The sequence below is a fragment of the Pseudomonas tructae genome, assembly GCF_004214895.1.
GTDB classification, from domain to species: Bacteria; Pseudomonadota; Gammaproteobacteria; order Pseudomonadales; family Pseudomonadaceae; genus Aquipseudomonas; species Aquipseudomonas tructae.
Genome location: NZ_CP035952.1, coordinates 3,521,286 through 3,545,254, shown reverse-complemented (window position 1 = coordinate 3,545,254; position 23,969 = coordinate 3,521,286). Strand labels below are relative to the sequence as shown.

Genomic DNA, 23,969 nt, shown 5'->3' with positions numbered 1-23,969 from the left:
CTTGTTGTTCTCCAGGCGCTCAGGCGCTGACCGGGTTGCGCCGGCGCAGAGCGGCGGCAATCATCATCACCAGCACCGACAGGCCGATCAGCAGCGTCGAAGCGACGGCGATCACCGGGGTCAGGTCCTGGCGCAGGGTGGTCCACATTTTTACCGGCAGGGTCTGCAGGTTGGGGCTGGCCATCATCACGCTGAGTACCACCTCGTCCCACGACACCAAAAAGGCGAACAGGGCGCCGGCGATCATCCCCGGGCGAATCGCCGGGAAGGTCACCTTGACGATCGCTTGCAGCCGCGAGGCGCCGCAGATCACCGCGGCGTCTTCGATCGACTGATCGAACAGCTTCAGCGAGTTGATGATCGAGATGATGGTAAAGGGCAGGGCGACGATCACATGGCTGACCACGAAGGCAAACAGCGTGCCGGTGTAGCCAAGCTTGAGGAACAGCGCATACACCGCCACGGCGATGATCACCAGCGGCACGATCATCGGCAGGGTGAACAGGCCATAGAGCATCTCCCGGCCAGGGAAGCGCCCGCGCACCAGGGCAAAGGCGGTGGGCAGGCCCAGGGCCACGGCAAACACCGTGGTCAGCAGCGCGACCTTGAGGCTGGCCAGGGCTGCTTCCATCCATTCGACGTTGGAGAAGAACTGGCTGTACCACTTCAGCGTCCAGCCCGGCGGCGGGAACACCAGCCACTGCGACGAGCCGAACGACAGCAGGACGATGAACACGATCGGCAGCAGCAGGAACAGCGCGATCACCCCGGTGGTGGTGTACAGGCCCAGGCGCAGGCGCCGGCTCATGGCATTGGGTGTCAGGAGCATCTTGGCTTACCTCGCGTTACTGTTGCCGACCGGGGATTCCGGTTGCAGCTTCAAGTAGAAGTAGAACAGCACCAGGGTGATGGCGATCAGCAACGCGGCGGCGGCACTGGCCAGGCCCCAGTTGAGGAACGACTGCACCTGCTGGACGATGAACTCGGGCAGCATCATGTTCTGCGCGCCACCGAGCAGCGCCGGGGTCACGTAGTACCCCAGGGACATGACGAACACCATCAGTGCCCCGGAAAACAGCCCGGACCGGCACAGCGGCAGGAACACCTTGAAGAAGTTGGTCCAGGGGCTGGCACCGCAGATGGAGCCGGCCTGCAGCACCATCGGATCGATCGCCTGCATGGTCGCCTGCAGGGGCAGGACGATGAACGGGATCATGATGTAGCTCATGCCGATCACTACGCCGGTGAGGTTGTGCACCATTTCCAGCGGCGCATCGATGATGCCGATGGCCAGCAACGCCTTGTTGATCACCCCGGAAGCCTGCAGTAGCACCAGCCAGGAGTAGGTGCGGGCGAGCAGGCTGGTCCACATCGACAGCAGCACGATGTTCAGCAGCCAGCGGCCCCAGCCACGTGGCACCAGGGTGATCGCCCAGGCCAGGGGAAAGCCCAGCAGCACGCTGATCAGGGTAACCAGCCCGGCCACCGAAAAGGTGTTGAACAGCACCCGGGCGTAGGCCGAGTTGGCGAACAGTTGCTCGTAGTTGCCCAGGCCCGGAACGGGTTCGAGTACACCGCGCAGCAGCAGGCCGATCAGTGGCGCAAAAAAGAACAGGCCAAGGAACAACAGGGCCGGCAGCAGGTTGCGGCTGCCGCGCCAGCGTGCACGCAGTGGCGGCGAGTGCTTCATCGCAGCTCCCTTGGCGCCGGCTGCGGCGCCGGACGGGGTTTGCAGGGCATTGATGGCGACTTTCATTTGACCAGCCACTCATTCCAGCGGGTGGCGATTGCCTGGCCGTTCTTGGCCCAGTAGGCGAAATCGAGGGTCACCTGATCCTGAGCGTAGGCGGTCGGCAGGTTGGGCGCGAGCTCAGGCTTGAGCAGGCTGATGCTGTCGAGGTTGACCGGCGCATAAGCGGTGAGGTTGGCAAAGTCGGCCTGGCCCTGGGCGCCGCTGGCGTTGGCCAGGAACTTCATGGCCGCGTCCTTGTTTTTCGCACCTTTGGGGATGACCAGGAAGTCAGCCATGACCAGGTTCTGCTTCCAGCTCACGCCGACCGGCGCGCCATCTTGCTGCAGGGCGTAGACCCGGCCGTTCCAGAACTGGCCCAGGCTTGCTTCGCCTGAGGCCAGCAGCTGCTGCGACTGCGCGCCGCCGCCCCACCAGACGATGTCCTGCTTGATGGTGTCGAGTTTCTTGAAGGCGCGGTCCAGGTCCAGCGGGTAGAGCTTGTCGGCAGCGACGCCGTCGGCCAGCAGGGCCAGCTCGAGCACGCCGGGGCTCGGCCATTTGTACAGGGCGCGTTTGCCGGGGTAGGCCTTGGTGTCGAACAGCGCGCTCCAGTCCTGGGGCTTGTTGGCGCCAAGCTTGCCTTCGTTGTAGCCGAGGACGAAGGAGAAGAAGAACGAGCCGACGCCGTGATCGGAGACGAAACGCGGGTCGAGGCGATCACGCTTGATGCTGTTGAAGTCCAATGGCTCAAGCAGGCCTTCGCTGGCTGCGCGCAGGGCGAAATCCGCTTCGACATCGACCACATCCCACTGCACGTTGCCGCTTTCGACCATGGCCTTGAGCTTGCCGTAGTCGGTAGGACCGTCCTGGACCACGCGGATCTTGCTGCTGGCGCTGAATGGCTCGGCCCAGGCCTGCTTCTGCGCATCCTGGGTGGTGCCGCCCCAACTGACGAAATTCAGGCTGTCGGCGGCCAGGGCGGCCTGGCAGGTCAATGTCAGCAGGCTGGCAGCCAGCACTGCGCTTGCGCGTTTGGAAAACAGCATGGGTACGCCCTCGTTTCTTGTGTTTTGAGCGGGCTTGGCACTGCCCGCCTTGTAGTGGGGAGCATCAGCAGATTTCTAGGTCTACGGGATATCATATTATGGTATTCCAAGATTTTGACAAGGGCCTGCAGGCTACCGGCTATCACCCGGCACCGGGGGCGGGACGCGGATGCCCGCAGCAGAGCCTTCGCGGTCGACCGTCTATAGTGAAGTCATGTTTTTGCGCGGGAGCCATTGCCATGGAGTTGATCAGTCGCGAGCCCTGGTGGCGTAACCCGCCCAAGCCGGGCCAGCACGAACAGGATCTGGAGTGGGGCTATCTGGAGATCTACAAGGATGGCCATGCCGTATTTGTCGACCAGCGCCCAAGTGACAAGGAGCTGGCCGAGCGCAAGAGTTGCCGTAACTTCCCTGAGGCAGATGTATAGGCCGGGGATCGCGGGGCAAGCCCGCTCCCACAGACTGGACTGCCCCCAAAAAGGCAGTGCTGAATGCTCCATATTGGTATACCGTAATACCAATAAGTCTGGATGGAGAGCGTGCAATGAAGGCTTACTGGATTGCCCATGTCGATGTCAGCGACCCGGAGCAGTATCAGCAGTACACCCAGCGGGCGCCGGCGGCATTTGCCACCTTTGGTGGCAAGTTGCTGGCCCGTGGTGGGCGCAGCGAGGCCATGGAAGGCAGGCTGACGCCCCAGCGCAGTGTGGTGATCGAGTTCGAATCCTACGAACAGGCGCTGGCGTGCTACCGGTCGGATGCATATCAGCAGGCGTGTGTATTCAGGCACGGGGTGGCCAGGGCCGAGGTGATTATTGTCGAGGGGTTATGAGGGACTGTGCGGCTATGCCGAGTTCGTCATCGCACGGGGCTAAAGCGATCAAGTCGGCGCCAGCGGGTTTAGGGCAGGCTGGACAGTCTGCCCAAGGAGATGACCATGACCCGCCTGACCCTGTCCGAAGCTCATACGCTGGCGTATTCAATCCTCTTGCACAACGGCTTTTGCGCCGACCACGCCCAGGCGGTGAGCGATACCATCGTCGCCGGTGAACGTGATGGCTGCGCCTCCCATGGCCTGTACCGGGTACTGGGCTGCGTCAGTTCGCTCAAGGCTGGCAAGGTGGTCGCCGATGCCCGCCCGCAAGTGATTGACCAGGCGCCCTCGATCGTCCGTGTCGACGCCGGTGGCGGGTTCTCCCAGCTGGCGTTCCAGGCCGGCTTGCCGTTGTTGCAAGCCAAGGCCCGCAGCAACGGTATCGCTGCCCTGGCGATCAACCATTGTGTGCACTTTTCCGCATTGTGGGTGGAGATCGAACAACTGGCCGAAGCCGGCCTGGTGGCCCTGGCGTTCACCCCCAGCCATGCCTGGGTTGCGCCAGCTGGCGGGCACCGGCCGGTGTTCGGCACCAACCCGATCGCCTTTGGCTGGCCGCGGGCCGGCCAGCATCCATACGTATTCGACTTCGCCACCAGCGCCATCGCCCGGGGCGACATCGAACTGCACCGGCGTGCGGGCAAGGCCATTCCCCAAGGTTGGGGCGTCGACGAGCACGGCCAGCCCAGCACTGACCCCAATGTGGTTCTGGACCGTGGTGCGATGTTGACCTTTGGCGGGCACAAGGGCTCGGCGCTGGCGGCGATGGTCGAATTGATCGCAGGCCCCTTGATTGGCGACCTGACCAGCGCCGAATCCCTGGCCCATGCCGGCGGCAGCAAAGCCTCGCCTTACCATGGCGAGCTGCTGATTGCCCTGGACCCGCGCAAGTTTCTGGGTGATGCCGCCGATCTGCACCTGGCCCGCGCTGAAAATGTGTTTGCAAGTATTGAGGGGCAGGGCGCGCGGTTGCCGTCGCAGCGGCGCTATGCAGCACGCGCGCGCAGCGTGGAGGAGGGGGTAGAGATACCAGAAGCCTTGTACAACGACCTCAAGGCACTGCTGGCCTGACCCCCTGTGGGAGCAAGTCCTGTTCTACAGCGCGGCGCGGCTGCTCTGGCCGTCGACCAGGCGGGCGATGCCCAAGGGGTTGGCGTTCTGCAAGGCTTCAGGCAACAGCGCATCCGGGCAGTTCTGGTAACACACCGGGCGCAGGAAGCGCTCGATGGCCAGGCTGCCGACCGAGGTGCCACGGGCATCCGAGGTGGCCGGGTAGGGCCCGCCATGCACCATCGCATCACAGACTTCGACGCCGGTGGGGTAGCCGTTGAACAGCACGCGGCCGACTTTCTGTTCCAGCAGCGGTAGTAACTCGGCATGCTCTTGCAGATCCGCCGCTTCGCCAATCAGCGTCGCGGTGAGCTGGCCGTGCAAGCCGTTCAGGGCTTGATGCAATTCACCGACATCGGCCACTTCGACCAGTATGGTGGCAGGGCCGAAGACTTCTTCCTGCAACAGTGGATCACCCTCGATCAACAGCGCCGCATCGGCCTTGAACAACTGCGGTTGGGCCTGATTGCCCTGGTGCGCATGGCCCGCCAGGTGGCGGATGCGCGGATGTACAAGCAACGCCTCGACGCCCTTGCGGTAACTGGCGAGGGTGCCGCTGTTGAGCAGGGTCTGCGCCGGTTGTTCGGCCAGTTGCGCCGCCAGTTGCTCGGTGAAGCTGCTGAACGCGGGCGCGCGCAGGCCGATGACCAGCCCCGGGTTGGTACAGAACTGCCCGCCACCGAGCACCACCGAAGCGGCCAGTTCGCCGGCGATCTGCTCGCCACGCTTGGCCAGGGCCTGGGGCAGTACCAGCACCGGGTTGATGCTGCTCATCTCGGCGAACACCGGGATCGGTTGTGCCCGCGCGGCCGCCATGTCACACAGCGCACGGCCGCCCTTGAGCGAACCGGTAAAGCCCACGGCCTGGATCGCCGGGTGCTTGACCAGCGCTTCGCCGACGCCGGCGCCGTAAATCATGTTGAACACGCCCTTGGGCATGCCGGTGAGTTCGGCGGCGCGGATGATCGCGTCGGCGACCCGTTCGGCCGTGGCCATGTGGCCGCTATGGGCCTTGAACACCACCGGGCAGCCGGCGGCCAGTGCGGCAGCGGTGTCGCCGCCGGCGGTGGAAAAGGCCAGCGGAAAGTTGCTGGCACCGAACACCGCGACCGGGCCAACACCCAGGCGATACTGACGCAGGTCGGCGCGTGGCAGCGGTTGCCGATCGGGTTGGGCGCGGTCGATCCGCGCACCGAGGCAATCCCCCCGGCGCAGCACCTGGGCAAACAGGCGCATCTGTCCACTGGTGCGGCCACGCTCACCCAGGATGCGCGCAGTGGGCAGCGCCGTTTCGCAGGTCACCAACTGGACGAAGTCATCCCCGAGGGCGTCCAGTTGTGCGGCGATGGCTTCGAGAAATTGCGCGCGCCGCCCTGGTGCCACACTGCGAAACGCCGGGTACGCCTGTTGTGCTGCGCGAGCGGCGGCGTCCACCTCCTCGGGCGTGGCTTGATGGAAGCGATAAGGCAGGGCTTCACCACCGCTTGCCGCATGGCTTTGCAGGGTGACAGTGCCAGCGGCGCTGCGCGCGCCGCCGATGTAATTGTGGCCGATGATAGCCGTCATGGAACACTCCGGAAAAAGGGTGGGGTCAGGCCAGCGCACTGCACTGGCGCGCCGACACTCAGAGGCCGACATCCGGCAGATGCGGACGGTTGGCCAGGGCCTTGGCCATGATCTGCTCGACGTAGAGCCGATCACTCTCCGGCAGGGCCAGGCGTGGCGGACGAGTCAGCGCGCTGCCGCGACCGGCGATGGCTTCGCACAGCTTGATGCACTGCACCAGGTCCGCACGCGCGTCCAGGTGCAGGATCGGCATCAACCATTCGTAGATCGGCATGGCCTCGGCAAAGCGACCGGCTTTGGCCAGGCGGAAGATCGTCTCGCCTTCTTTGGGGAACACGTTGGACATGCCCGAGACCCAGCCCTGGGCGCCGACTGCGATGCTCTCCAGCACCACGTCGTCCAGGCCTGCGAACAGGATGAAGCGGTCACCCACTTGATTGCGCACATCGATAAAACGCCGGGTGTCGCCGGAGGAGTCCTTGAAGCACACCACGTTGTCGCAGTCGGCCAGGGAAATCAGGATGTCCGGGGTGACGTCGTTTTTGTAGATCGGCGGGTTGTTGTAGACCATCAGCGGCACGTCAGTGTGCTTGGCCACGTAGCGGTAGTGCTCGGCGGTCTCGAACGGCTTGGAACCGTAGACCAGCGCCGGCATGAGCATCACGCCATCGACGCCGACCTGGCGCACCGCGTTGGCCACCTTGGCGGCCTGTACGCTGGTGAACTCGGCTACGCCGCAGATCACCGGTACCCGGCCGCGGGAGGCATCGACGGCGACCTCGGTGACGGCGATTTTCTCGTCGGCGCTCAGCGAGGTGTTCTCGCCCACCGAGCCACAGACCACCAGGCCCGAGACGCCGTCGCGGATCACGTTGGAAATGACCTGGTGGGTCTTTTCCAGGTTGATCGAGAAGTCGTCGTTGAATTGAGTGGTGACTGCAGGGAAGACGCCGCTCCAGTTTACGTGCTTGCTCATGGTGTTCTCCGGTGGTTTATTGTATTTCGTATACGATATTTGAAGTGTGTATTCAGGACCAGTGCTTTTTCATGTTTGACACTGATCGGTTTCAAGGGTGTTTTTAAATCAACAGGTTAGGCTTCAGGCGCCGGGCCAGGTGTCCGACAACCGGTAGCCCTGTGGCCAGGGATCACTCGGGTCGAGCAGCAGTTGCTGAGTGCCGGTGATCCATGCACGGCCGGAAATGCACGGGTAGATGGCCGGGCGCCCGGCGATTTCGGTGAGCGATTCGATGTGGCAGTCGAACTGCGAACCGATGATCGAACGGCCGATGAAGCGATCGCCGGCCTTCATCAGACCTTTGGCCTGCAGCACCGCCATGCGCGCCGAGCAGCCGGTGCCGCAGGGCGAGCGGTCGATCTTGCCGGGGCGGATGACCACGGCATTGGCGGCGCTGGCGACGCCGTCCTGGTACTCGATGGGCGCTGCGATCTGGCAGAAGGAAATGTGTGCCCAGTCCGGGTTCAGCGGGTGGCGGAAACCCAGTTGTTCATTGGCGGCGCGGGTGATCTTAAGGCCCATCTCGACGATATCCCGGGCTTCGTCGGGGCGTATGGCAAAGCCCAGCTGACGGGCATCGGCAATGACGAAGCTGTCGCCGCCATAGGCCGTGTCGACCTGCAGCGAGCCATGGCCTTCGACCTCGATCCAGGTGTCGAGGCGGTCGGCGAAGGACGGCACGTTCTTTACCTGCACCCGCTGTACTTTGCCGTCGCGGCAGTGGGCGACGGCTTCGATCAGGCCGCCGGGGGCCTCGAGCACCAGGTGCGTTTCAGGCTCGGTCATCGGCAGGATGCCGCTGTCGAGCAGCACCGTCGACACGCACAGCGAGTTGGAACCGGACATCGGCGGGGTGTCGGCCGGCTCCATGATGATCCAGGCCATTTGCGCGCGCGGATCCTTGGCCGGGACCAGCAGGTTGACGTGGCGGAACACGCCGCCGCGCGGTTCGTTGAGGACCAGGTTGCGCAGGCTCTGGTCGCGGGCGATCCAGCGCGACTGCTCCCAGACGCTGGCGCCGGGTGGCGGGGCAACACCGCCGACGATGACGTCGCCGACTTCGCCTTCGGCGTGGCAGTTGACGATGTGGATGATTTTCGATGAGCGCATTTACAGGACTCCTTGTGTTGTACGGGAGGGCCTTATCGCGGGGCAAGCCCGCTCCCACAGGGATAGTGGTGTGGGAGCGGGCTTGCCCCGCGATGCTTCTATTTCACCGACTTCAAGAACGCCGCCGTCTCCGGCTGCAACGGGTTGCCGATGACTTGGTCCGGCGAGCCGATTTCGTGCACCAGGCCATTGCGAAAGAACGCCACCCGGTCCGACACATCCCGGGCAAAACGGATCTCGTGGGTCACCAGGACCATGGTCATGCCGTCCTCGGCCAGCATGCGCATGGTGTCGAGCACCTCGCCCACCAGTTGCGGGTCGAGGGCCGAGGTGGCTTCGTCGAACAGCATGTAGTCCGGCGACATCGCCAGCGCCCGGGCAATCGCCATGCGCTGCTGCTGCCCGCCGGACAACTTGCCGGGGAAGGTCTTGAGCTTGTCGCCCAGGCCCACGTGGGTCAGTTGCTTGACCGCCAGTGCCTCGGCGTCCTGCTTGCTCTTGCCCAGCACCTTGCGTGGCGCGAGCATGACGTTTTCCAGCACCGTCAGGTGCGGGAAGGCGTTCCACTGCTGGAAGACGATGCCGATCTTCTGGCGCAGGCGGTTCAGGTCGGTGGCGTGGTGGTGGACCTCGACGCCGTCGACGCGGATGTTGCCTTTCTGGATCGGCTCCAGGCCGTTAATGCACATCAGCAAGGTCGACTTGCCCGAACCCGAGCCGCCGATGATCGACACCACCTCGCCCTTGTCCACGGTCAGGCTCACGCCCTTGACCACCTCGAGGTCGCCGAAGGATTTGTGTACGTTCTGGATCTCAATCATTTTCCTGCCACCTTCTTTCCAGACGGGCGCCCAGACGGGCAACCACCAGGCTCATGACGTAGTAGATGAGGCCTGCGATGCACAGCACCAGCAGGGGTTCCTGAATCCGTGTAACGATGGTCTGCGAGGCGCGCAGCAGTTCGACGATGCCGATCCACATCACCAGCGCGGTGTCTTTCATCACCCCCAGGACCAGGTTAAGCCATCCGGGAAACGCCACCCGGGTGGCCATCGGCAGGACAATCCAGCGCAGATCCTGCAGGTAGCTCATGCCCAGCGAGCGGCTGGCCCGGCGCACGCTCAGCGATACCGCCAGCACACCACCACGGACGATCTCGGTGAAGTACGCGGCGGTGTAGACCCCCAGCACGATGCAGCCGACGCTGAAGGCGCTGATGTCGAGGCCGACGATGCTCTTGAACGAGTTGAACAGTACGAACTGGATCAGCAGCGGCACGCTGCGAAACACATCCAGCAACCACGCCAGCGGCAAGCTCAACCGTGGCCACAGGGCGCGGGCCAGGCCGAACAGCAGCCCGGCGAAGGTACCCAGCAGGATGGCCCAGAAGGTCAACTGCAAGGTGATGCGTGCCCCGTCGAGCAGGAACACCAAGTCGTTCCAGGTAAAACCGGTGGAAAACATGCCGAGCTCCTCAGTAACGGAACAGCCGCCAGGCCATCAGCCGGGCCAGCGCGACGATTGCCTTGGCAATCACGTAGTACAGCGCCGCCGCCAGGGCGAAGTATTCGAAGGTGCGGAAGGTCTTGACGTTGTAGTCCTGGGTTACGCCGGTGAGGTCGTTGTTAAGGCCGACGATCACCCCCAGCGAGGTCATCAGCACTGCCCAGACCATCTGGTTGGTCAGGGGATAGAACACCACCCGCAGCAGTTGCGGGATGACGATCATCCGGTAGGTCTGAAAGGCGCTCATGCCCAGCGAGCGCGCTGCGCGCATTTGCGTGGTCGGTACGGCCTTGAGGCCGCCGCGAAAGTTCTCCGCCAGGTACCCTGCGTTGTTGAAGGTGATGCCCGCCAGCAAGGCGACCCAGGAACTGACATGCAGGCCCAGGGAGCCCAGGCCGAAGTAGAGGATGTAGATCTGGAACAGCGAGGGCGTGTTGCGCGCGATCGACACCCAGCCATTGGCAACGCCGCGCAGCAGCGGTTGCTTGCCTTCGCGCATGACGGTCAGGGCCAGGGCAATCAATACCCCGAAGATCATCGACAGCGCGGCGGTCTCGAAAGTGACCCAGGCGCCGGCGAGCATGTCGGGCAGGGCGCGCAGTGCCGAGCGCCACTGGAAGGTGTAGTCGAAGTCAAACATGGGCCCGGTCCTCCTTGCTCGCGGCAGGTCGCAGCCAGGCCGGCAAGCGGCCGCTGGCCTGGCCGCTGCAGGCCGACTCGACGCATTCGGCGAGGCTGGCGAAATGCACCGGCCGGCCGGCCAGGCCCGGCCCGTAGTGGGCATATTTGCCCGAATTGGTCATCAGCGTGCGCGCTGCAGGCGGAATTACCGGCTCACCGAGCATGCACCAGCAGGTGTCGGTCACCAGGGTCACGCCGAAGTGTTCGAGCACCGTGATGTGGCCGGCGGCGCGGGCCTGTTCGAGCACCGTTCGACCGCAAGTGATGGCCACGACCACGTCCGGGTGTTTGCGCCGGCCCTGGCACAGCTGCGCGAGTGCGGCGAATTCGCTGAAAGAGAAATGCGGGTTGCCCAGTGACACCACGTCCACCTGCGACTCACGAGCGCTGTTGAGCTCGCGCCAGCTGTGCAGCAGGTCGGCCGGATGCAGGTGTTCGGTGGGCAGGATTGCACCGGGCTCAAGCACCTGCGCCGGGTCCAGCGCTTCTGGGGTGACCCCGGCAATATGAAACAGCGGCGCGGCCGAGGTGGTGGCAAAGGCGGCGCCGAAGGCCTTGAGGTCATCCAGGCTCGGTTGCGCCTGTTCCAGCCCGTACACCAGGGGAATCCGCGAACCGGCCAGGGCGCCGATGTGGTAGCCCAGCAGTGGGTAGAAGCTGTCGTCGAGCGGCTTCAGGGCAGGCACCTCGACGATCAGTTGCGCCTTGCGCTGGCTGTCCAGGTGGCAGCCAATGCGCGGTGCACGGCCGGTCAGGGCAATGCAGATATCCAGGTAGTCGGGGTACTTGAGCGTGCGCGCACCCAGTACGCTGTTGGCGTACACCACAGCGTTGGATTCGGCCCAGACGATCTGCTCGCCTTGGCTCGGCGCGCTATCGAGCAGGTACGGCGCGCAGGTGAAACTCATCTGCGCACCCATGGCCATGTAGGCATCGCCCAGGGCGCTGGCCGGCTCGCCCAGCGCAGGATCGATGCCCAGCTCGCGCCAGCGCCGCTGGTCGACCGAGATGGCATTGAGGGTGGTCGGCACCCGTACCTTGGCGCCCCATTGCACCAGTTGCTCGGCAAAGCGCAGGCTGGCGGGGCCGGTGTAGATGCAGCCGTCGATGTGCGCCTGGGTCACGTCGAGCAACTGCTCGGCGCCTTGCAGCTCGGCCATGCGCAGGACGATCTGCATCGCTATCTGCGCCGCCTTGCCGTGGGCACCGTCGAGCAGCGCCTGATCCTGATCGCTCAGGCTCAGCGCCGTTGTGTAAGTACGCTGGCCCTCGACCCGCACAAGACCTGCGCCGCGCAAACCGGCGAAGGCTTCCCTGCCGATGCACAGCACCGGCAGGGAACGCCCGAACAGGCGTTGCGCAACCAGCACACCGAGGGTCAGGATCTCATCGGGTTCGGCCAGTACCAGTGCTGCCGGTGCGTGGCCGTTGCTGATCAGTTCCATCATCACGCTGCTGCCGGTGCACGAGCCGCGCCCGCTGGGGATGGCCAGCACGCGCCCGGCGATGCACTGGCCGCTCAGGGGATGATGACGGTCAATGACTTCGCCACTTGCGGGGTCGACCCCGCCCCAGAAGCTCAGCCCGGTATCGGCGAACAGCAAGGGGCCCTCGGCCGCGCCCTCGACCAGGCTGCGCCCGGTCAGGGGGATGGGTGTGCTGGTCATGCTGCCCACCTCAGTAGTAGACCTTTGGCACGGTCAGGTCGGTCGGGGCGATTTCAGTGCCCACCCACTTGGTGAACAGTTCGTTGTAGCGTCCGGTGCGCACCTGCTGGTTGACGAACAGGTCCAGGTAGCGCAACAGGCCATACTCGTTGCGCTTGGCGCCCAGCGATACGTAGTCGATCACGTAGGGGGCATTGCCGGCGACCTTGAGGTTCTTGTACTTGCCGGATTTGAGGGTGGCTGCGGCGACGGTGTTGGTGACCACGGTGGCGTCGATGTGCCCCTGGGCGACCGCCAGCAGGGTGTCGTTCTGCGACTGGTAGGCGCGGAAGGTGCCGCTGCCCCAGTTTTTTACATCTTTTTCCAGGGCAATGGCTTCATAGGTGCCGCTGGTGTTGCCCAGGGCTTTGCCCTTGAGGTCGTCGAAACTGTTGATGCCGGTGTTGTCGCGGGTCAGCACTACCATCTGGAAGGCGAAGTAGGGCACGGTCAGGCCGACGGTCTTGGCCCGCTCAAGGGTGTCGGAGGTAGACGCCACGATCACGTCGGCGCGGCCTGAGACCAGCGCCGGGATGCGGTCGGGGAAGGGCGTTTCGACCACTTCGGGCTCGACCCCCAGCACCTTCGCCAGGTCGCTGCAGTAATCGACGTCGAAGCCTGCGGGTTTGTTGGCGGCATCGCGAAAGCCCATGGGTGGGAAGTCCAGGGTCACGGCGCAACGCAGCTTGCCTGAACCGATGATGTCGTCGAGCTTGTCGGCCTGGGCGTTGGCAATGCAGGTGGTACTGAGAACAGCGCTGAGGGCTACGGCAAATGTGCGGTTTTTCATAGGTGCCTCGTGGTCGGGTGAGTGCTGTTGGATATCGTATTGGTAATTTCGTATACGATATTTTATGTGCAACGCCCGTGCCTGTTTTTTGGGGGGCGCAGGAATAATCCTTCAGCCCGTGAGCTAGGGCGCCTGAAGCACAAGCAGATTGTCAGGAGGGATTTGGCTGCTACGCGATGGGCGCAGCGCAGGTGTTACATATTGGAGCACTGCCTGCGCGCAGCGCCCGCCAAGGGAACACTCAGCGCTGGCTGTCGCGGTACTGGCTGGGTGATAGCCCGGTGAGGGCGCGAAACTGCCGGCTGAAGGCACTGTGGTCGGTGTAACCGCAGCGCAGGGCAATGTCGGTAATCGGCAAGTCGAGATCTTGCAGCAGGCGCGAAGCCTCTTCCAGCCGCGCCTTGTGGATCATCTGCCGCGGCGTGAGCTGGAAGATGCGCTTGCACTGGCGCTCCAGTTGCGCCACCGACAGCCCGGCGATGGCGGTCAGTTCGGCGAGGCTGATCGGGCGGCTGAAGTGGGTGCGGATATGCCCATCGACTGCGGCCAGCTTGTGAAACGCCGGGTGGTTGGACTGAGGCAGTTGCAGGTCGCGGGAGATACCGGCGAGGCCGACGATGTTGCCGGCGGCATCCTTGAGCGCACGTTTGTGGGTCAGGCACCAGATCGGCTGGTTGCCGAAGTACAGGTGCAGTTCAAGCTGGTCGGACAGCTCCCGGCCGCTGCTGAGCACGCGGCGGTCCTGCTCGGTATAGAGCGGGCCGAAGCGGGCGGGGAAGACGTGCTCGGCGGTGAGCCCGAGCAGGTCCTGGCAATGCTTGCGCCCGCAGCGCCGGGCCAGGGTCTGGTTGACGAAGGCATAGCGTGCCTCGCGGTCCTTGATGAAGAACACCACATCGTTGAGCGTGTCGAGCAGCGGCGCGATGGGTTGCAGGCTGCTGAGCAGGGTCGGCAGATCGCAGGGCGCGAAGTGGTTGAGCGTGGCGTGCATGGCGCAAAGGTCCCGGGGGCGTCCGTCCGGATCATAGGGCGCCCCCGGTGCCTACCTCAAGCGTCGCGGGTGTGCTCCAGGCACAGCAGGGTGTCGATCCGCGCCGGGCTGAACGGCGGGCGCGGCGCCGAAGGTTGCCAGCCGAACAGGTGCGCGGTGGCCGCACCGCAGATCCTGCCCTGGCAGGCACCCATGCCGCAACGGCTGGCCAGCTTGGCCTGGCGCCAGTCGCTGTGCCCGGCGAGGGCGGCATAGGGCACGTCTTCGCAGCGGCACACCAGGGTGTCGGCGGTTGCCAGCGACTTGAGCGCAGGGTCCAGGGCGAAGGCCGTGTTCAGCGCCTTGGCAAAACCCTGCCAGCGCGCGCGGCGGCGCCACAGCCGCTGCGCCGCCTGGCGATTGCCGACCGCAGCATGACCTGCGATAGCACCTTCAACCAAGGCCCGCTCGCTGCCGCCGAAACCGGTGCATTCGCCTGCCGCGTAAACGCAAGGCTGCGACGTCGCCTGCCAGGTATCGACGGCAACGGCCTGTCGCTCTATGGCGCAGCCCAGTGCCTGGGCGAGCTGGATGTTGGGGATCAGGCCGAAGCCGCAGGCCAGTCGATCGCAGGCGATTTCCACCACCTTGCCATTTTGTTTCAGGCGCACGCCTTCGAGCCGATCGCGGCCCAAGGCGGCCAGTACATGGCTGGCGCTACGGTACTGGCGGTCGAACAGGCTGATCGACTGCAGCAGCTTGTCTGGCCAGCGCGGCAACTGTACGGCGAAGCTGGCGACGGCGGCAGACGAGGCCTGTTCGGCAATGCGCAGTACCCGGGCGCCATTGTTTTTGGCAGTGGCAGCACTGGCCAGCAGCAAGGGGCCGCTGCCGGCGATGACAATACCTTGGTCACGCACCGGCAGGCCGGCCTTGATCAGCGCCTGCAAGCCACCGGCACCGGTCACGCCAGGCAGCGTCCAGCCGGGGAAGGGCAGCAGCAGTTCGCGGGCGCCGGTGCAGAGAATCACGCAGTCGTAGTGGATCTGCCAGCCGCGCTCGGCGTTCTCCAGCAGCAGGGTGTTCGGAGCGGGGTTGGCGATCACCCGGGTGCCGCTGTGCCAGTGCACATTGGCGCAGGCGAGCACCTGCTCGCGCAGCCGGCGCGCCTGGCCAGGCACTTTGGCCTGGGGGCCGTCGCGCCAGATCTGCCCGCCCGGCAGTGGGTTGTCGTCGAGCAGCACGATGCGTTCGGCCCTGGGCGCGGCGGCCAGGGCCGCGCTCAGCCCGGCGGGGCCGGCGCCAATGATCAGCAGGTTGGCGTGTTCGTTCATGGCCGGGTCTGCACCTGCATGCCATCGCGGCACAGGGTCTGGCAGGCCAGGCGCCGACGGCCGTCGATGCTCACCCGGCACTCCTGGCAAATACCCATGCCGCACAACGGCGTGCGGCGCTGGCCGCTGACCGAGGTGCGCGAGCAGCCATCGCCACCCAGGGCGAGGGCGGCGGCGACGCTGGTGCCGGCAGCCACGTGCAACGGGCGGCCATCGAGGGTCAGCTCAGGCATGGGCGAGTGCTCCAAGGAAGCGATCAGGCAGGTAGGGGCTGGCCGCCAGCGGCGGTGCCTGGTCGAACAGTTGCGCGCTCAGCAGGTCGGCGGTGGCCGGGGCGGTGGTGACCCCCAGGCCTTCGTGGCCGACCGCCAGCCACAGGCCGTCCTGGTGCGGATGACGGCCCACCAGCGGCAGGCCATCGGGGCTGGCGGCACGAAAGCCGGTCCAGGCGCGGATGCCGTTGAGGTTGGCCAGGTCCGGCATGTACTCGGTCGCGCGCTTGAGCATGCGCGCAAGCATCCAGCCTTCCACGGCCGGGTCGGTGGTGCCGAACTGGCGTGAAGCGCCGATGAACAGCTGGCCGGTCGGGCGCGGCTGGATATTGCACGCGGTCGATGGGCCGCTGGCGTTATGCGCGCTGGTCACGTAGCCCAGCTCCACCAGGGTATGGGTGACGGTGCCGGGGTAGCGATCGGTGATCAGCAGGTGGCCTTTCTTCGGCTCGATGGGCAGCTCCGGGCACAGGTCAACGGCCTGGATACCGTTGGCCAGCACCACCGCCTCGGCGCTCAGCCACTGGCCGCTGTCCAGGCGCACGCGATTGCCCTCTACTGCGCTGACCCGCGCTCGACGCTGATCGATCCCTGCTGTTTCCAGCATCCAGCCGGCAGTGGCCGGGGCATAGAGGATGCCGTCGCCGTTGATCAGCAGACCGCCTTCGAGCCCCTCGCGCAACGCCGGTTCGCGCCGGCGCATGGCGCGTCCGGCAATAAGCTGGCAGTCGACGCCATGGGCTTGCAGGACGTTGAATTTGTGCTCGGCCACGGCCATTTCTTCGGCGTTGGCCGCAAGCCACAAGGTACCGTTACTGCGGTAGGCGCAGGCCTCTGGCAGTCGCGGGGCCAGTTCGCGCCAGCGTTGCAGTGAGTATTGGCTCAGTGCCAGCTCCGCAGGATTGTCGTCGAGCACCAGCAAATGGCCCATGCCGGCGGCGGTGGCGCCATGCAGCCCGGCATCGAGCACCAGTACGCGCAGGCCACGGGCGGCCAGCGCCTGCGCGCAGGCTGCGCCGATGATGCCGGCGCCGATCACGATCACATCGGCCACGGCGGTGCCGCTCACGGGCGAATGCCCCAGGTGAACGGGTCGTCTTCTTGCAGAATCAGCGTGGCCTCGGCGCTGATGTGAGCGCGGCCGCGAATGGTCGGGATGATCCGCTCGCCGTCGGCCTCGAACGAGCCGTCGAAGGTACTGCCGATGACGCTGGCCTGGCGCCAGGTCTGCCCTGGCTGCAGTTTGCCGTCGGCGGCAAGGCAGGCGAGCTTGGCGCTGGTGCCGGTGCCGCAGGGCGAGCGGTCGTAGGCCTTGCCGGGGCAGAGCACGAAATTGCGGCTGTCGGCGTCGGGGTCACCTGCGAACAATTCGATATGGTCGATCAGGCCGCCGTCCTCGCCACGGATGCCTTGGTCCTCCAACGCCTGTTGCACGGCATAGCTGTAGGCCGTCAGTGCCTCGATGTTGTCAGCGGCGACCCGCTGGCCGTGCTCGGCAACCAGGAAGAACCAGTTGCCGCCCCAGGCCACATCGCCGACCACCCGGCCAAGGCCCGGCACCTCCAGTGCCAGGTCCTTGCGGTAGCGGTAGGCCGGCACATTGCGCACGCTGACCGAGTGGTCTTCATGCAGGGTCGCTTGAACGGTGCCGACCGGGGTTTCGATGCTGTGCACGCCCGGTCCGATCCGGCCCAGGTGTGCCAGCGATACCACCAGGCCGATGGTGCCGTGGCCGCACATGCCCAGATAACCGCTGTTGTTGAAGAAGATCACCCCGGCGCAGGCGCTTGCGTCCAGCGGCTGGCACAGCAGCGCACCGACCAGCACATCGCTGCCGCGTGGCTCGAGCATGCACGCCGTGCGCCATTGATCGTGTTCCTCGGCCAGGCGCCGGCGGCGCTGGGCCATGCTGCCGTTGCCAAGGTCGGGGAAGCCGTCGATGACCAGGCGAGTCGGTTCGCCGCCGGTATGGGAGTCGATCACGGTAATGCGTTTCATGGAAGGCCGCGTCCGTTCAGGGAAGTGAACGACAGAGTGGCCTGTGCCCTGCTGGGCAGGCTTGATGCCTTTAGACTACACCGATGACGAAATCAGCACAGTGGCTAAACCTGGGGGTGGGGGGCTGTGGGAGCGGGCTTGCCCCGCGATAGCATTCCTTCAGGCACATCGTATCGCGGGGCAAGCCCGCTCCCACAGGTTGCCATTATTTGGTGGGAGGCAAATGCTCGAAGAGCGTTTTGCAGACGCCGGCAATGTGTTCATCAAGCAGCCGGACCGCCCGCTCGACATCCTGGGCCCGGCAGGCGTCGAGGATGTCGCGGTGTTCGTGATCGGCGCGCTCCTTGCCGGCCGACAGGCTCATCTGCAGGCGCAGGTAGCGCTCCAGCTTGTCGTTCACCGAGCGGATCATGTTGACCAGGAACGGGCGCTGCGCAGGTTCGTACAGGCAGGCATGCAACTCCCAGTTGAGCTCGGCCCAACGGCCGACGTCGTTCTCGCCGACGAACTCCTGGCAGATGCGTTCGGCGCGGGCGAAGGTCGCGTCTGTCATGTTCGGGATGGCCAGGCGCAGGGCCTTGTCCTCGAGCAACATGCGCACTTCGAACATCTGCGCCAGCTCCGCTTCGGACAGGCGCGTGACCATCGCCCCGCGATTGCGCTGGAACATTACCAGGCCTTCGGCCTCCAGGCGCTTGAGCGCTTCGCGCACCGGGATCTTGCTGACGTTGAACTGGCGGGCGATGTCGTCCTGGCGGATCGGTTCGTCTTCGGCGAAATGCCCGGCAATGATTGCATCGCGCAGGTGACGGGTGATGATCTCCGAGGTCGAAGGCGTGTTGCCCAGGTCCGGGGCGTTGAGGCGAGGTACGGTCACGGTGGCATTGTCCGAAGTTATTTCTGGATATGGTATACGAAACTATCCAGGCACGGCGCCACACCTGGCCGACGGACAGCCGTGGGACGGGTTTAACGGATGAAATGCACCTTGCCGGTGTCGTCGTTGCCCATGTAGATCCCGTACACCCCGGCTTGTCGTTCCTCGATGTAGCGCTCGAGAATCTGCCGGATTGCCGGGTAGTAGATCTCCTCCCAAGGGATGTCCTCGGGGGCGAAGAAGCGGTAGTCGAGGGTTTCCGGCCCGTACTGGCCGGTGATCTCCAGGGCGCTGGTGCGAAAGATGATGTACACCTCGCTGATGCTCGGCACGCTGAAGATCGAGTAGGGTGAAAGGATCTCGCCGCGTACGCCGCTTTCTTCCCACAGCTCGCGCAGCGCCGCCTGCTCGGTCGTCTCGCCGCTTTCCATGAAGCCCGCCGGCAACGTCCAGGTACCCGGGCGTGGCGGGATCGCCCGTTGGCACAGCAGGTACTTGCCGTCCTGCTCGATGATGCAGCCGGCGATGATCTTCGGGTTCACATAGTGGATGTAGCCGCAAGCGCTGCACAGCAGGCGCTCATGAGTGTCGCCGCTGGGCCGTCCCTGGTGCAGTTGGGCAGTGCAATGCGGGCAGTAACGCGGGACGGCGGGCATGGTCAGCGGCCTATGCGGGGTTCTTTGAGGGCAATGGGCGCGGCAATGTCGCGCACCTTGCTGTTGTCGTTCTGTTTCAGGCGCAGGTAGTCCAGTGCCACCTTGGCAGCGGCGCGCACGTGATCGACCGAGGCCTGGTGGGCGGCCAGCGGGTCGCCGCTCTTGATCGCCGCGACGATTTTTTCCATTTCCTGGTTGCTGGCGCCGCGGCGGTTTTCCTGGGAAACCGAGGTAGCCCGCAGGTAGCTGATGCGCGCTTGCAACTGACGCAATTGGGTTGCGGCAACATGGTTGCCCGAGCCTTCGAGCAGCACATCGTAGAAGCCCTGTACCGAGTCGATCACCTGCTGCAGCTCGCCTTCTTCCAGGGACTTGCGATTCACTTCCAGGGCCTTTTCCAGGGCGCGGATGTCCTTGGCCTTGGCGTTCAAGGTGAACAGCTGGACGATCAGGCCTTCGAGCACGCAGCGCAGCTCGTAGATGTCGCGGGCATCTTCGAGGGTGATGATGGCCACCCGCGGACCCTTGGCGTCGGCGAACTCCACCAGGCCTTCGGACTCCAGGTGGCGCAGGGCTTCGCGCACCGAAGTGCGGCTGACGCCAAGACGCTCGCAGAGGTCGCGCTCGACCAGGCGATCACCGGGCAACAGCTGGAAGCTCATGATCGCCCCGCGCAGTTTGTCGAGGACGATTTCACGCAGGGTGACGGGGTTGCGGTTGACCTTGAAGCTGTCGTCGAGAGGCTGGCGTTTCATCATCGGTGCTCTGCTGAAGGCTGTTGCGGTTGCACAGCCCGTCGTTATCGAGTGGGCTCCGAGTCGGCCTCGGCGAAGGCTTCGCGGGCCAGCCGGAAACTGTCCACGGCTGCGGGCACACCGCAATAGATACCGACTTGAAGCAGGATTTCGCGTATTTGCTCACGACTCAGACCGTTACGCAAGGCGCCGCGTATATGCAGCTTGAGTTCGTGTGGGCGGTTGAGCGCGGAAATCATCGCCAGGTTGATCATGCTGCGTTCCTTGAGCGACAACCCGTCGCGGCCCCAGACATGCCCCCAGCAGTATTCGGTGACCAGTTCCTGCAGGGGGCGGTTGAAGTCGTCGGCGTTCTCGATCGATCTGTTGACGTAGTCCTGGCCCAGCACCTGGGTGCGGATCTGCAGGCCTTTTTCGTACGTGTCGTTGTGCATCACTGTGCTCCCAATCAGTCAGGCCAGTGGCGGCAGGGCGCCGAGCTTGCCTTTGTGATAGATCATCGGCGTGGCCGGTTGCTCGGGCAGGATCAGGTGTTTGACCGCGCCGACGATAATGGCGTGGTCGCCGCCGTCGTACTCGCGCCACAGCTCGCACTCGATGATCGCCGTGGCGTTGCCCAGCAGCGGGTTGCCCAGCGCGCTCAGGTGCCAGTCGATGCCCTTGGCCTTGTCTTTGCCCTTGCCGGCGAAGGCATAGGCTTCGGCGGTTTGCCCGGCGGCCAGCAGGTGGATGGCGAACTGCTTGCTGTCACGCAGCACCGGGTAGGTGTCGGAGGCGTAGTTGGGGCAGAACAGCACCAGCGCCGGATCGATCGACAGCGCACTGAAGGCGCTGGCGGTGATGCCGACGATGCCGCCGTCGGCGTCCAGGGTGGTGACCACGGTGACGCCGGACGGAAACGAGCCCATCACGTCTTTGTAAATGCCAGGTTCAATCATGGACGGGCGCTCCTAACGCATGACAAAGGGGTCGGGCATGGGGGCGGTGGAGAGGTTGATCCACACCGTTTTCAGCTCGGTATAGGCCAGCACCGAATCGATGCCGCTTTCACGGCCATAGCCGCTGTTCTTGAAGCCGCCGATCGGCGCCATGGCCGACACCGCGCGGTAGGTGTTGACCCAGATGATCCCCGAGCGCACATCCCGGGCCAGGCGATGGGCGCGGCCCAGGTCGCGGGTCCAGATGCCGGCGGCCAGACCAAACTGCGAGTCGTTGGCCATGACCAGCGCCTGGGCTTCGGTCTTGAAGCGGATCACTGCCGCCACCGGCCCAAAGACTTCCTCCTGCATGATTTTCAGCGAGTGGCTGTCACATTCGAACAGGGTCGGCTGGTAGTACCAGCCATCGCCTTCGACCTCGGCGCGCTGGCCGCCCAGGCGCAGGGTCGCGCCCTCGGCCTTGGCCGCCGCCACCAGGCTTTCGACCACCGCCAGTTGCTGGGCGGTGGCCATCGGGCCCATTTCGCTGCTTTCATCTTGCGGGTTGCCGATCTTGATCCGCTTGGCCCGTTCGATCAGGCGCTCGACGAACTCATCGAAGATCTCGTCTTGCACCAGCAGCCGCGAGCCGGCCACGCAGCTCTGCCCGGAGGCGGCGTAGATGCCGGCCACCGCGCCATTGATGGCGCTGTCCAGGTCGGCGTCGGCGAAGATGATGTTCGGCGACTTGCCGCCCAGCTCCAGCGACAGCTTGGCGAAGTTCTCCGCGCTGCTGCGCACCACATGGCGGGCCGTGGCGGCGCCGCCGGTAAAGGCGATCTTGCGCACCAGCGGGTGGCGGGTCAGGGCGGCGCCGGTGCTTGGGCCAAAACCTGTGACGACATTGACCACCCCGGCCGGGAAGCCGGCTTCAAGGGCCAGGCGGGCCAGCTCAAGGATGGTCGCCGAAGCATGCTCGGACGGCTTGATGACGATGGTGTTGCCGGCCGCAAGCGCGGGCGCCAGCTTGATCGCGGTCAGGTACAGCGGGCTGTTCCAGGGGATGATCGCTGCCACCACGCCGATCGGTTCGTGCACGGTGTAGGCAAACAGCTCGGGCTTGTCCAGCGGCAGGGTGCCGCCTTCGAGCTTGTCGGCAAGGCCTGCGGTGTAGTGGAAGAACTCCGGCAGATAACCGACCTGGCCGCGGGTCTCGCGGATCAGCTTGCCGTTGTCGCGGCTCTCCAGCTGGGCCAGACGTTCCTTGTTGTCGCTGATCAGGTCGCCGAGGCGGCGCAGCAGCTTGCCACGGGCAGTGGCAGTGATGCCGCGCCAGGCGGTGCTTTCGAAAGCGCGTTGCGCGGCCTGCACGGCAAGTTCGACATCGGCTTCATCAGCATCGGGCAGTTGCGCCCAGGCCTGCGCGGTGGACGGGTCGAGGCTGTCGAAGGTCTTGCCGCTCAAGGCATCGCGCCATTGGCCATCGATGCACATCTGGAAGGGTACAAGTGTCATGCGACGATCCCCTTGGCTGAATCGGAGAGGGTTCGGGCGTGCCCGAGAAAGTCCAGGAGCATCTGGTTGACCAGGCGCGGCGACTCTACCGGCATCATATGCCGTTGCTCGGCCAGCACCACGCTCTGGGCCCCGGGAATGCGCCGGGCCAGTTGCAAGCTCATGTCCGGGGTCGAACCCAGGTCCCATTCGCCGGTGGCGATCAGGGTCGGTACCTGGATGCTGCCCAGGTCGTCGGCGCGGTACATGTCCTGGGTGGCGAACAGCTGGTAGGTGGTCAGGTAACCCTGCGGATCGTTGCTGGCCAGGGTCTGGCGAATAGCGGCGATCTGCGCCGGGTTGGCCGCCTGGTATTCGCGGCTGAACCAGCGCGCCAGGGCCGCTTCGGCGTTGGCGTCGGGGCCGTGCTCGGCGGCTTGAGCGGTGCGTGCAATGACCCCGGCGCGCTGTTCGGCGCTGCGGTTGAACACGCTGTTGAGCACCACCAGCGCGGCAAGGCGCTGCGGGTAGTGCAGGGCGAAGGCGCGGGCCACCAGGCCGCCCATGGAAAAACCGATGATGGTTGCCTGGGGCACTTGCAAGTGTTCGAGCAATTCGAGTAATTGCGCGGCATAGCCGGGCAGGCCGGTGCCTGCGGCCGGACGCGGGCTCTGGCCATGGCCGAGCATGTCGTAGGCAATCACTTGGTAGTTGCTGGCCAGGCCGACGATCTGCCCGCCCCACATTTCTTTGTTCAGGCCCACGCCGTGGATCAACACCACGGGTTGGCCTTGGCCGGTCGCCAGGTAACTGGTGCCGGCCGGGGTGCGTTCAGCAGCAGGCTGCATCATCGCTCACTCCTGGGGCGTCATTATTGTTAGTGCGCTTTTTCAGCGGCCAGCTCTTCCAGGTCGATGTAGCGGTTGCCGATGCGCGGGTGCAGGCGGCCACCGTCGGCGCAACCGAGCACCACGACGATTTCGTCGGCGCGCGGGGCGTCTTCGATCTGCATTTCCAGGGTGATGTAGTGCGAGCGCAGGCCTTCGTCGTCCTTGTGCATCATCGGGATCTGGATCGAGGTGCCCGGTCCGCCACGCTTGTTGGTGAAGCTCAGGTAGCTCTTGGCCTGGACCGCTTCGCGGTAGTGGTTGCCAAAACGCAGGGTGTGGATCACCGCCGAGGCGTGTTCGATCTCGCCGTCGGCGCCGACCACGGCTGCTTTGCCGTAGGCCTGGATCTTGTCGGCGCCACCGATGGCTGTGCACAGGCGCTCAACCATTTGCGCCCCCAGATCCGAGCAGTGGGCACGGATCTCGGGTTTCAAGTCGTCGACAAAGCCGCGACCCAGCCATGGGTTCTTGATCACCACCGCCAGGCCGACCATGGTTACAGGCTTGGCGCTAGCCTTGCCGCCTTCAATCAGGGTTTGTTCGCTGTAGGTGACGATCTTGCGGATTTCGAAACTCATGGGCTGCTCCGGTTCAGGGTATTGGTCTTGCTGTCTGATGGTATACCATAATATTTGACGCGCAAGGGCTTCCTGCAAATTTCTCTGCT

At 64.9% G+C, this 23,969-nt stretch carries 27 protein-coding genes; 3 read left to right on the top strand and 24 right to left on the bottom strand.

Annotation, left to right across the window (positions count from 1 at the left end):
* Positions 1–19: 19 nt before the first annotated feature.
* The 3 genes from EXN22_RS15910 to EXN22_RS15900 are packed head-to-tail and all read right to left on the bottom strand — an operon-like array spanning position 20 to position 2,778.
* Positions 20–829 carry an ABC transporter permease gene (locus tag EXN22_RS15910; protein WP_130264971.1) on the bottom strand — a complete coding sequence of 270 codons (810 nt, stop codon included), beginning with the start codon at positions 827–829 and terminating at the stop codon, positions 20–22.
* 6 nt (positions 830–835) lie between these two features.
* Positions 836–1,756 carry an ABC transporter permease gene (locus EXN22_RS15905; RefSeq protein WP_130264970.1) on the bottom strand — a complete coding sequence of 307 codons (921 nt, stop codon included), beginning with the start codon at positions 1,754–1,756 and terminating at the stop codon, positions 836–838.
* Positions 1,753–2,778, bottom strand: a complete 1,026-nt coding sequence (locus EXN22_RS15900) for a polyamine ABC transporter substrate-binding protein (RefSeq protein WP_130264969.1) — start codon at positions 2,776–2,778, stop codon at positions 1,753–1,755. The genes EXN22_RS15905 and EXN22_RS15900 overlap by 4 nt, the downstream gene beginning before the upstream one ends.
* A 239-nt stretch (positions 2,779–3,017) precedes the next feature.
* Here EXN22_RS15900 and EXN22_RS15895 point away from each other — a divergent pair, with 239 nt between their 5' ends.
* The 3 genes from EXN22_RS15895 (at position 3,018) to EXN22_RS15885 (ending at position 4,723) form a co-directional block, all read left to right on the top strand.
* Entirely contained in the window at positions 3,018–3,206 is a 189-nt protein-coding gene (locus tag EXN22_RS15895) for a hypothetical protein (RefSeq protein ID WP_130264968.1), read from the top strand.
* 116 nt (positions 3,207–3,322) lie between these two features.
* The gene (locus EXN22_RS15890) at positions 3,323–3,610 is read left to right on the top strand and encodes a DUF1330 domain-containing protein (protein ID WP_130264967.1); all 288 of its coding nucleotides are present in this window, start codon (positions 3,323–3,325) and stop codon (positions 3,608–3,610) included.
* A 105-nt stretch (positions 3,611–3,715) separates the two neighbouring features.
* A complete protein-coding gene (locus EXN22_RS15885) occupies positions 3,716–4,723 on the top strand; it encodes an Ldh family oxidoreductase (protein ID WP_130264966.1) in 1,008 nt (335 codons plus the stop codon).
* Positions 4,724–4,747: 24 nt separating this feature from the next.
* Here the strand turns inward: EXN22_RS15885 and EXN22_RS15880 are convergent, their stop codons facing one another.
* The 21 genes from EXN22_RS15880 to EXN22_RS15780 form a co-directional block, all read right to left on the bottom strand.
* The gene (locus EXN22_RS15880; protein ID WP_130264965.1) at positions 4,748–6,328 is read right to left on the bottom strand and encodes an aldehyde dehydrogenase (NADP(+)); all 1,581 of its coding nucleotides are present in this window, start codon (positions 6,326–6,328) and stop codon (positions 4,748–4,750) included.
* A 58-nt stretch (positions 6,329–6,386) separates the two neighbouring features.
* On the bottom strand, positions 6,387–7,304 hold the full coding sequence (locus EXN22_RS15875; protein WP_130264964.1) for a dihydrodipicolinate synthase family protein: 918 nt from the start codon (positions 7,302–7,304) through the stop codon (positions 6,387–6,389).
* A 123-nt stretch (positions 7,305–7,427) separates the two neighbouring features.
* Positions 7,428–8,456, bottom strand: a complete 1,029-nt coding sequence (locus EXN22_RS15870; protein WP_130264963.1) for a trans-3-hydroxy-L-proline dehydratase — start codon at positions 8,454–8,456, stop codon at positions 7,428–7,430.
* Between the two features lie 98 nt (positions 8,457–8,554).
* Positions 8,555–9,277: an amino acid ABC transporter ATP-binding protein gene (locus EXN22_RS15865; RefSeq protein ID WP_130264962.1), complete on the bottom strand. Its 723-nt coding sequence runs from the start codon at positions 9,275–9,277 to the stop codon at positions 8,555–8,557.
* Positions 9,270–9,920: an amino acid ABC transporter permease gene (locus tag EXN22_RS15860; protein ID WP_130264961.1), complete on the bottom strand. Its 651-nt coding sequence runs from the start codon at positions 9,918–9,920 to the stop codon at positions 9,270–9,272. Before EXN22_RS15860 ends, EXN22_RS15865 begins: the two co-directional genes overlap by 8 nt.
* Positions 9,921–9,930: 10 nt before the next feature.
* Positions 9,931–10,602, bottom strand: a complete 672-nt coding sequence (locus EXN22_RS15855) for an amino acid ABC transporter permease (RefSeq protein ID WP_130264960.1) — start codon at positions 10,600–10,602, stop codon at positions 9,931–9,933.
* Positions 10,595–12,310, bottom strand: a complete 1,716-nt coding sequence (gene lhpI, locus EXN22_RS15850) for a cis-3-hydroxy-L-proline dehydratase (protein WP_130264959.1) — start codon at positions 12,308–12,310, stop codon at positions 10,595–10,597. Before lhpI ends, EXN22_RS15855 begins: the two co-directional genes overlap by 8 nt.
* Before the next feature lie 10 nt (positions 12,311–12,320).
* Positions 12,321–13,139, bottom strand: coding sequence for an ABC transporter substrate-binding protein (locus EXN22_RS15845; RefSeq protein ID WP_130264958.1), 819 nt, complete (start codon positions 13,137–13,139; stop codon positions 12,321–12,323).
* A gap of 241 nt (positions 13,140–13,380) precedes the next feature.
* Positions 13,381–14,130 carry an AraC family transcriptional regulator gene (locus EXN22_RS15840; protein ID WP_130264957.1) on the bottom strand — a complete coding sequence of 250 codons (750 nt, stop codon included), beginning with the start codon at positions 14,128–14,130 and terminating at the stop codon, positions 13,381–13,383.
* Positions 14,131–14,186: 56 nt separating this feature from the next.
* Entirely contained in the window at positions 14,187–15,443 is a 1,257-nt protein-coding gene (locus tag EXN22_RS15835; RefSeq protein WP_130264956.1) for an NAD(P)/FAD-dependent oxidoreductase, read from the bottom strand.
* Entirely contained in the window at positions 15,440–15,676 is a 237-nt protein-coding gene (locus EXN22_RS15830; RefSeq protein ID WP_130264955.1) for a (2Fe-2S)-binding protein, read from the bottom strand. The genes EXN22_RS15835 and EXN22_RS15830 overlap by 4 nt, the downstream gene beginning before the upstream one ends.
* Positions 15,669–16,784: an NAD(P)/FAD-dependent oxidoreductase gene (locus EXN22_RS15825; RefSeq protein WP_130264954.1), complete on the bottom strand. Its 1,116-nt coding sequence runs from the start codon at positions 16,782–16,784 to the stop codon at positions 15,669–15,671. The genes EXN22_RS15830 and EXN22_RS15825 overlap by 8 nt, the downstream gene beginning before the upstream one ends.
* Positions 16,781–17,713: a 4-hydroxyproline epimerase gene (locus EXN22_RS15820; protein ID WP_130264953.1), complete on the bottom strand. Its 933-nt coding sequence runs from the start codon at positions 17,711–17,713 to the stop codon at positions 16,781–16,783. Before EXN22_RS15820 ends, EXN22_RS15825 begins: the two co-directional genes overlap by 4 nt.
* 205 nt (positions 17,714–17,918) lie before the next feature.
* A complete protein-coding gene (locus EXN22_RS15815) occupies positions 17,919–18,590 on the bottom strand; it encodes a GntR family transcriptional regulator (protein WP_130264952.1) in 672 nt (223 codons plus the stop codon).
* 92 nt (positions 18,591–18,682) lie between these two features.
* Positions 18,683–19,246, bottom strand: a complete 564-nt coding sequence (locus EXN22_RS15810; protein ID WP_130264951.1) for an NUDIX hydrolase — start codon at positions 19,244–19,246, stop codon at positions 18,683–18,685.
* Positions 19,247–19,248: 2 nt separating this feature from the next.
* Positions 19,249–20,001: a GntR family transcriptional regulator gene (locus EXN22_RS15805; RefSeq protein ID WP_130266838.1), complete on the bottom strand. Its 753-nt coding sequence runs from the start codon at positions 19,999–20,001 to the stop codon at positions 19,249–19,251.
* 44 nt (positions 20,002–20,045) lie between these two features.
* Entirely contained in the window at positions 20,046–20,435 is a 390-nt protein-coding gene (locus tag EXN22_RS15800) for a carboxymuconolactone decarboxylase family protein (RefSeq protein ID WP_130264950.1), read from the bottom strand.
* A gap of 18 nt (positions 20,436–20,453) precedes the next feature.
* Positions 20,454–20,939 (bottom strand): flavin reductase family protein, encoded by a 486-nt coding sequence (locus EXN22_RS15795; RefSeq protein WP_130264949.1) that lies wholly within the window; start codon positions 20,937–20,939, stop codon positions 20,454–20,456.
* 12 nt (positions 20,940–20,951) lie between these two features.
* A complete protein-coding gene (locus EXN22_RS15790; protein WP_130264948.1) occupies positions 20,952–22,433 on the bottom strand; it encodes an aldehyde dehydrogenase in 1,482 nt (493 codons plus the stop codon).
* Positions 22,430–23,263 carry an alpha/beta fold hydrolase gene (locus EXN22_RS15785; protein WP_130264947.1) on the bottom strand — a complete coding sequence of 278 codons (834 nt, stop codon included), beginning with the start codon at positions 23,261–23,263 and terminating at the stop codon, positions 22,430–22,432. Before EXN22_RS15785 ends, EXN22_RS15790 begins: the two co-directional genes overlap by 4 nt.
* Positions 23,264–23,289: 26 nt before the next feature.
* Positions 23,290–23,880, bottom strand: coding sequence for an amino acid synthesis family protein (locus EXN22_RS15780; RefSeq protein ID WP_130264946.1), 591 nt, complete (start codon positions 23,878–23,880; stop codon positions 23,290–23,292).
* Between the last annotated feature and the right edge of the window lie 89 nt (positions 23,881–23,969).

Coding starts and splice junctions, on each gene's coding strand:
- EXN22_RS15885 (WP_130264966.1), top strand. CDS start 3,716: ATGACCCGCCTGACCCTGTCCGAAGCTCATACGCTGGCGTATTCAATC.
- EXN22_RS15860 (WP_130264961.1), bottom strand. CDS start 9,920: ATGTTTTCCACCGGTTTTACCTGGAACGACTTGGTGTTCCTGCTCGAC.
- EXN22_RS15895 (WP_130264968.1), top strand. CDS start 3,018: ATGGAGTTGATCAGTCGCGAGCCCTGGTGGCGTAACCCGCCCAAGCCG.
- EXN22_RS15795 (WP_130264949.1), bottom strand. CDS start 20,939: ATGATTGAACCTGGCATTTACAAAGACGTGATGGGCTCGTTTCCGTCC.
- lhpI (WP_130264959.1), bottom strand. CDS start 12,310: ATGACCAGCACACCCATCCCCCTGACCGGGCGCAGCCTGGTCGAGGGC.
- EXN22_RS15835 (WP_130264956.1), bottom strand. CDS start 15,443: ATGAACGAACACGCCAACCTGCTGATCATTGGCGCCGGCCCCGCCGGG.
- EXN22_RS15805 (WP_130266838.1), bottom strand. CDS start 20,001: ATGAAACGCCAGCCTCTCGACGACAGCTTCAAGGTCAACCGCAACCCC.
- EXN22_RS15890 (WP_130264967.1), top strand. CDS start 3,323: ATGAAGGCTTACTGGATTGCCCATGTCGATGTCAGCGACCCGGAGCAG.
- EXN22_RS15870 (WP_130264963.1), bottom strand. CDS start 8,456: ATGCGCTCATCGAAAATCATCCACATCGTCAACTGCCACGCCGAAGGC.
- EXN22_RS15855 (WP_130264960.1), bottom strand. CDS start 10,602: ATGTTTGACTTCGACTACACCTTCCAGTGGCGCTCGGCACTGCGCGCC.
- EXN22_RS15845 (WP_130264958.1), bottom strand. CDS start 13,139: ATGAAAAACCGCACATTTGCCGTAGCCCTCAGCGCTGTTCTCAGTACC.
- EXN22_RS15880 (WP_130264965.1), bottom strand. CDS start 6,328: ATGACGGCTATCATCGGCCACAATTACATCGGCGGCGCGCGCAGCGCC.
- EXN22_RS15840 (WP_130264957.1), bottom strand. CDS start 14,130: ATGCACGCCACGCTCAACCACTTCGCGCCCTGCGATCTGCCGACCCTG.
- EXN22_RS15790 (WP_130264948.1), bottom strand. CDS start 22,433: ATGACACTTGTACCCTTCCAGATGTGCATCGATGGCCAATGGCGCGAT.
- EXN22_RS15780 (WP_130264946.1), bottom strand. CDS start 23,880: ATGAGTTTCGAAATCCGCAAGATCGTCACCTACAGCGAACAAACCCTG.
- EXN22_RS15785 (WP_130264947.1), bottom strand. CDS start 23,263: ATGATGCAGCCTGCTGCTGAACGCACCCCGGCCGGCACCAGTTACCTG.
- EXN22_RS15875 (WP_130264964.1), bottom strand. CDS start 7,304: ATGAGCAAGCACGTAAACTGGAGCGGCGTCTTCCCTGCAGTCACCACT.
- EXN22_RS15810 (WP_130264951.1), bottom strand. CDS start 19,246: ATGCCCGCCGTCCCGCGTTACTGCCCGCATTGCACTGCCCAACTGCAC.
- EXN22_RS15865 (WP_130264962.1), bottom strand. CDS start 9,277: ATGATTGAGATCCAGAACGTACACAAATCCTTCGGCGACCTCGAGGTG.
- EXN22_RS15900 (WP_130264969.1), bottom strand. CDS start 2,778: ATGCTGTTTTCCAAACGCGCAAGCGCAGTGCTGGCTGCCAGCCTGCTG.
- EXN22_RS15830 (WP_130264955.1), bottom strand. CDS start 15,676: ATGCCTGAGCTGACCCTCGATGGCCGCCCGTTGCACGTGGCTGCCGGC.
- EXN22_RS15905 (WP_130264970.1), bottom strand. CDS start 1,756: ATGAAAGTCGCCATCAATGCCCTGCAAACCCCGTCCGGCGCCGCAGCC.
- EXN22_RS15800 (WP_130264950.1), bottom strand. CDS start 20,435: ATGCACAACGACACGTACGAAAAAGGCCTGCAGATCCGCACCCAGGTG.
- EXN22_RS15910 (WP_130264971.1), bottom strand. CDS start 829: ATGCTCCTGACACCCAATGCCATGAGCCGGCGCCTGCGCCTGGGCCTG.
- EXN22_RS15820 (WP_130264953.1), bottom strand. CDS start 17,713: ATGAAACGCATTACCGTGATCGACTCCCATACCGGCGGCGAACCGACT.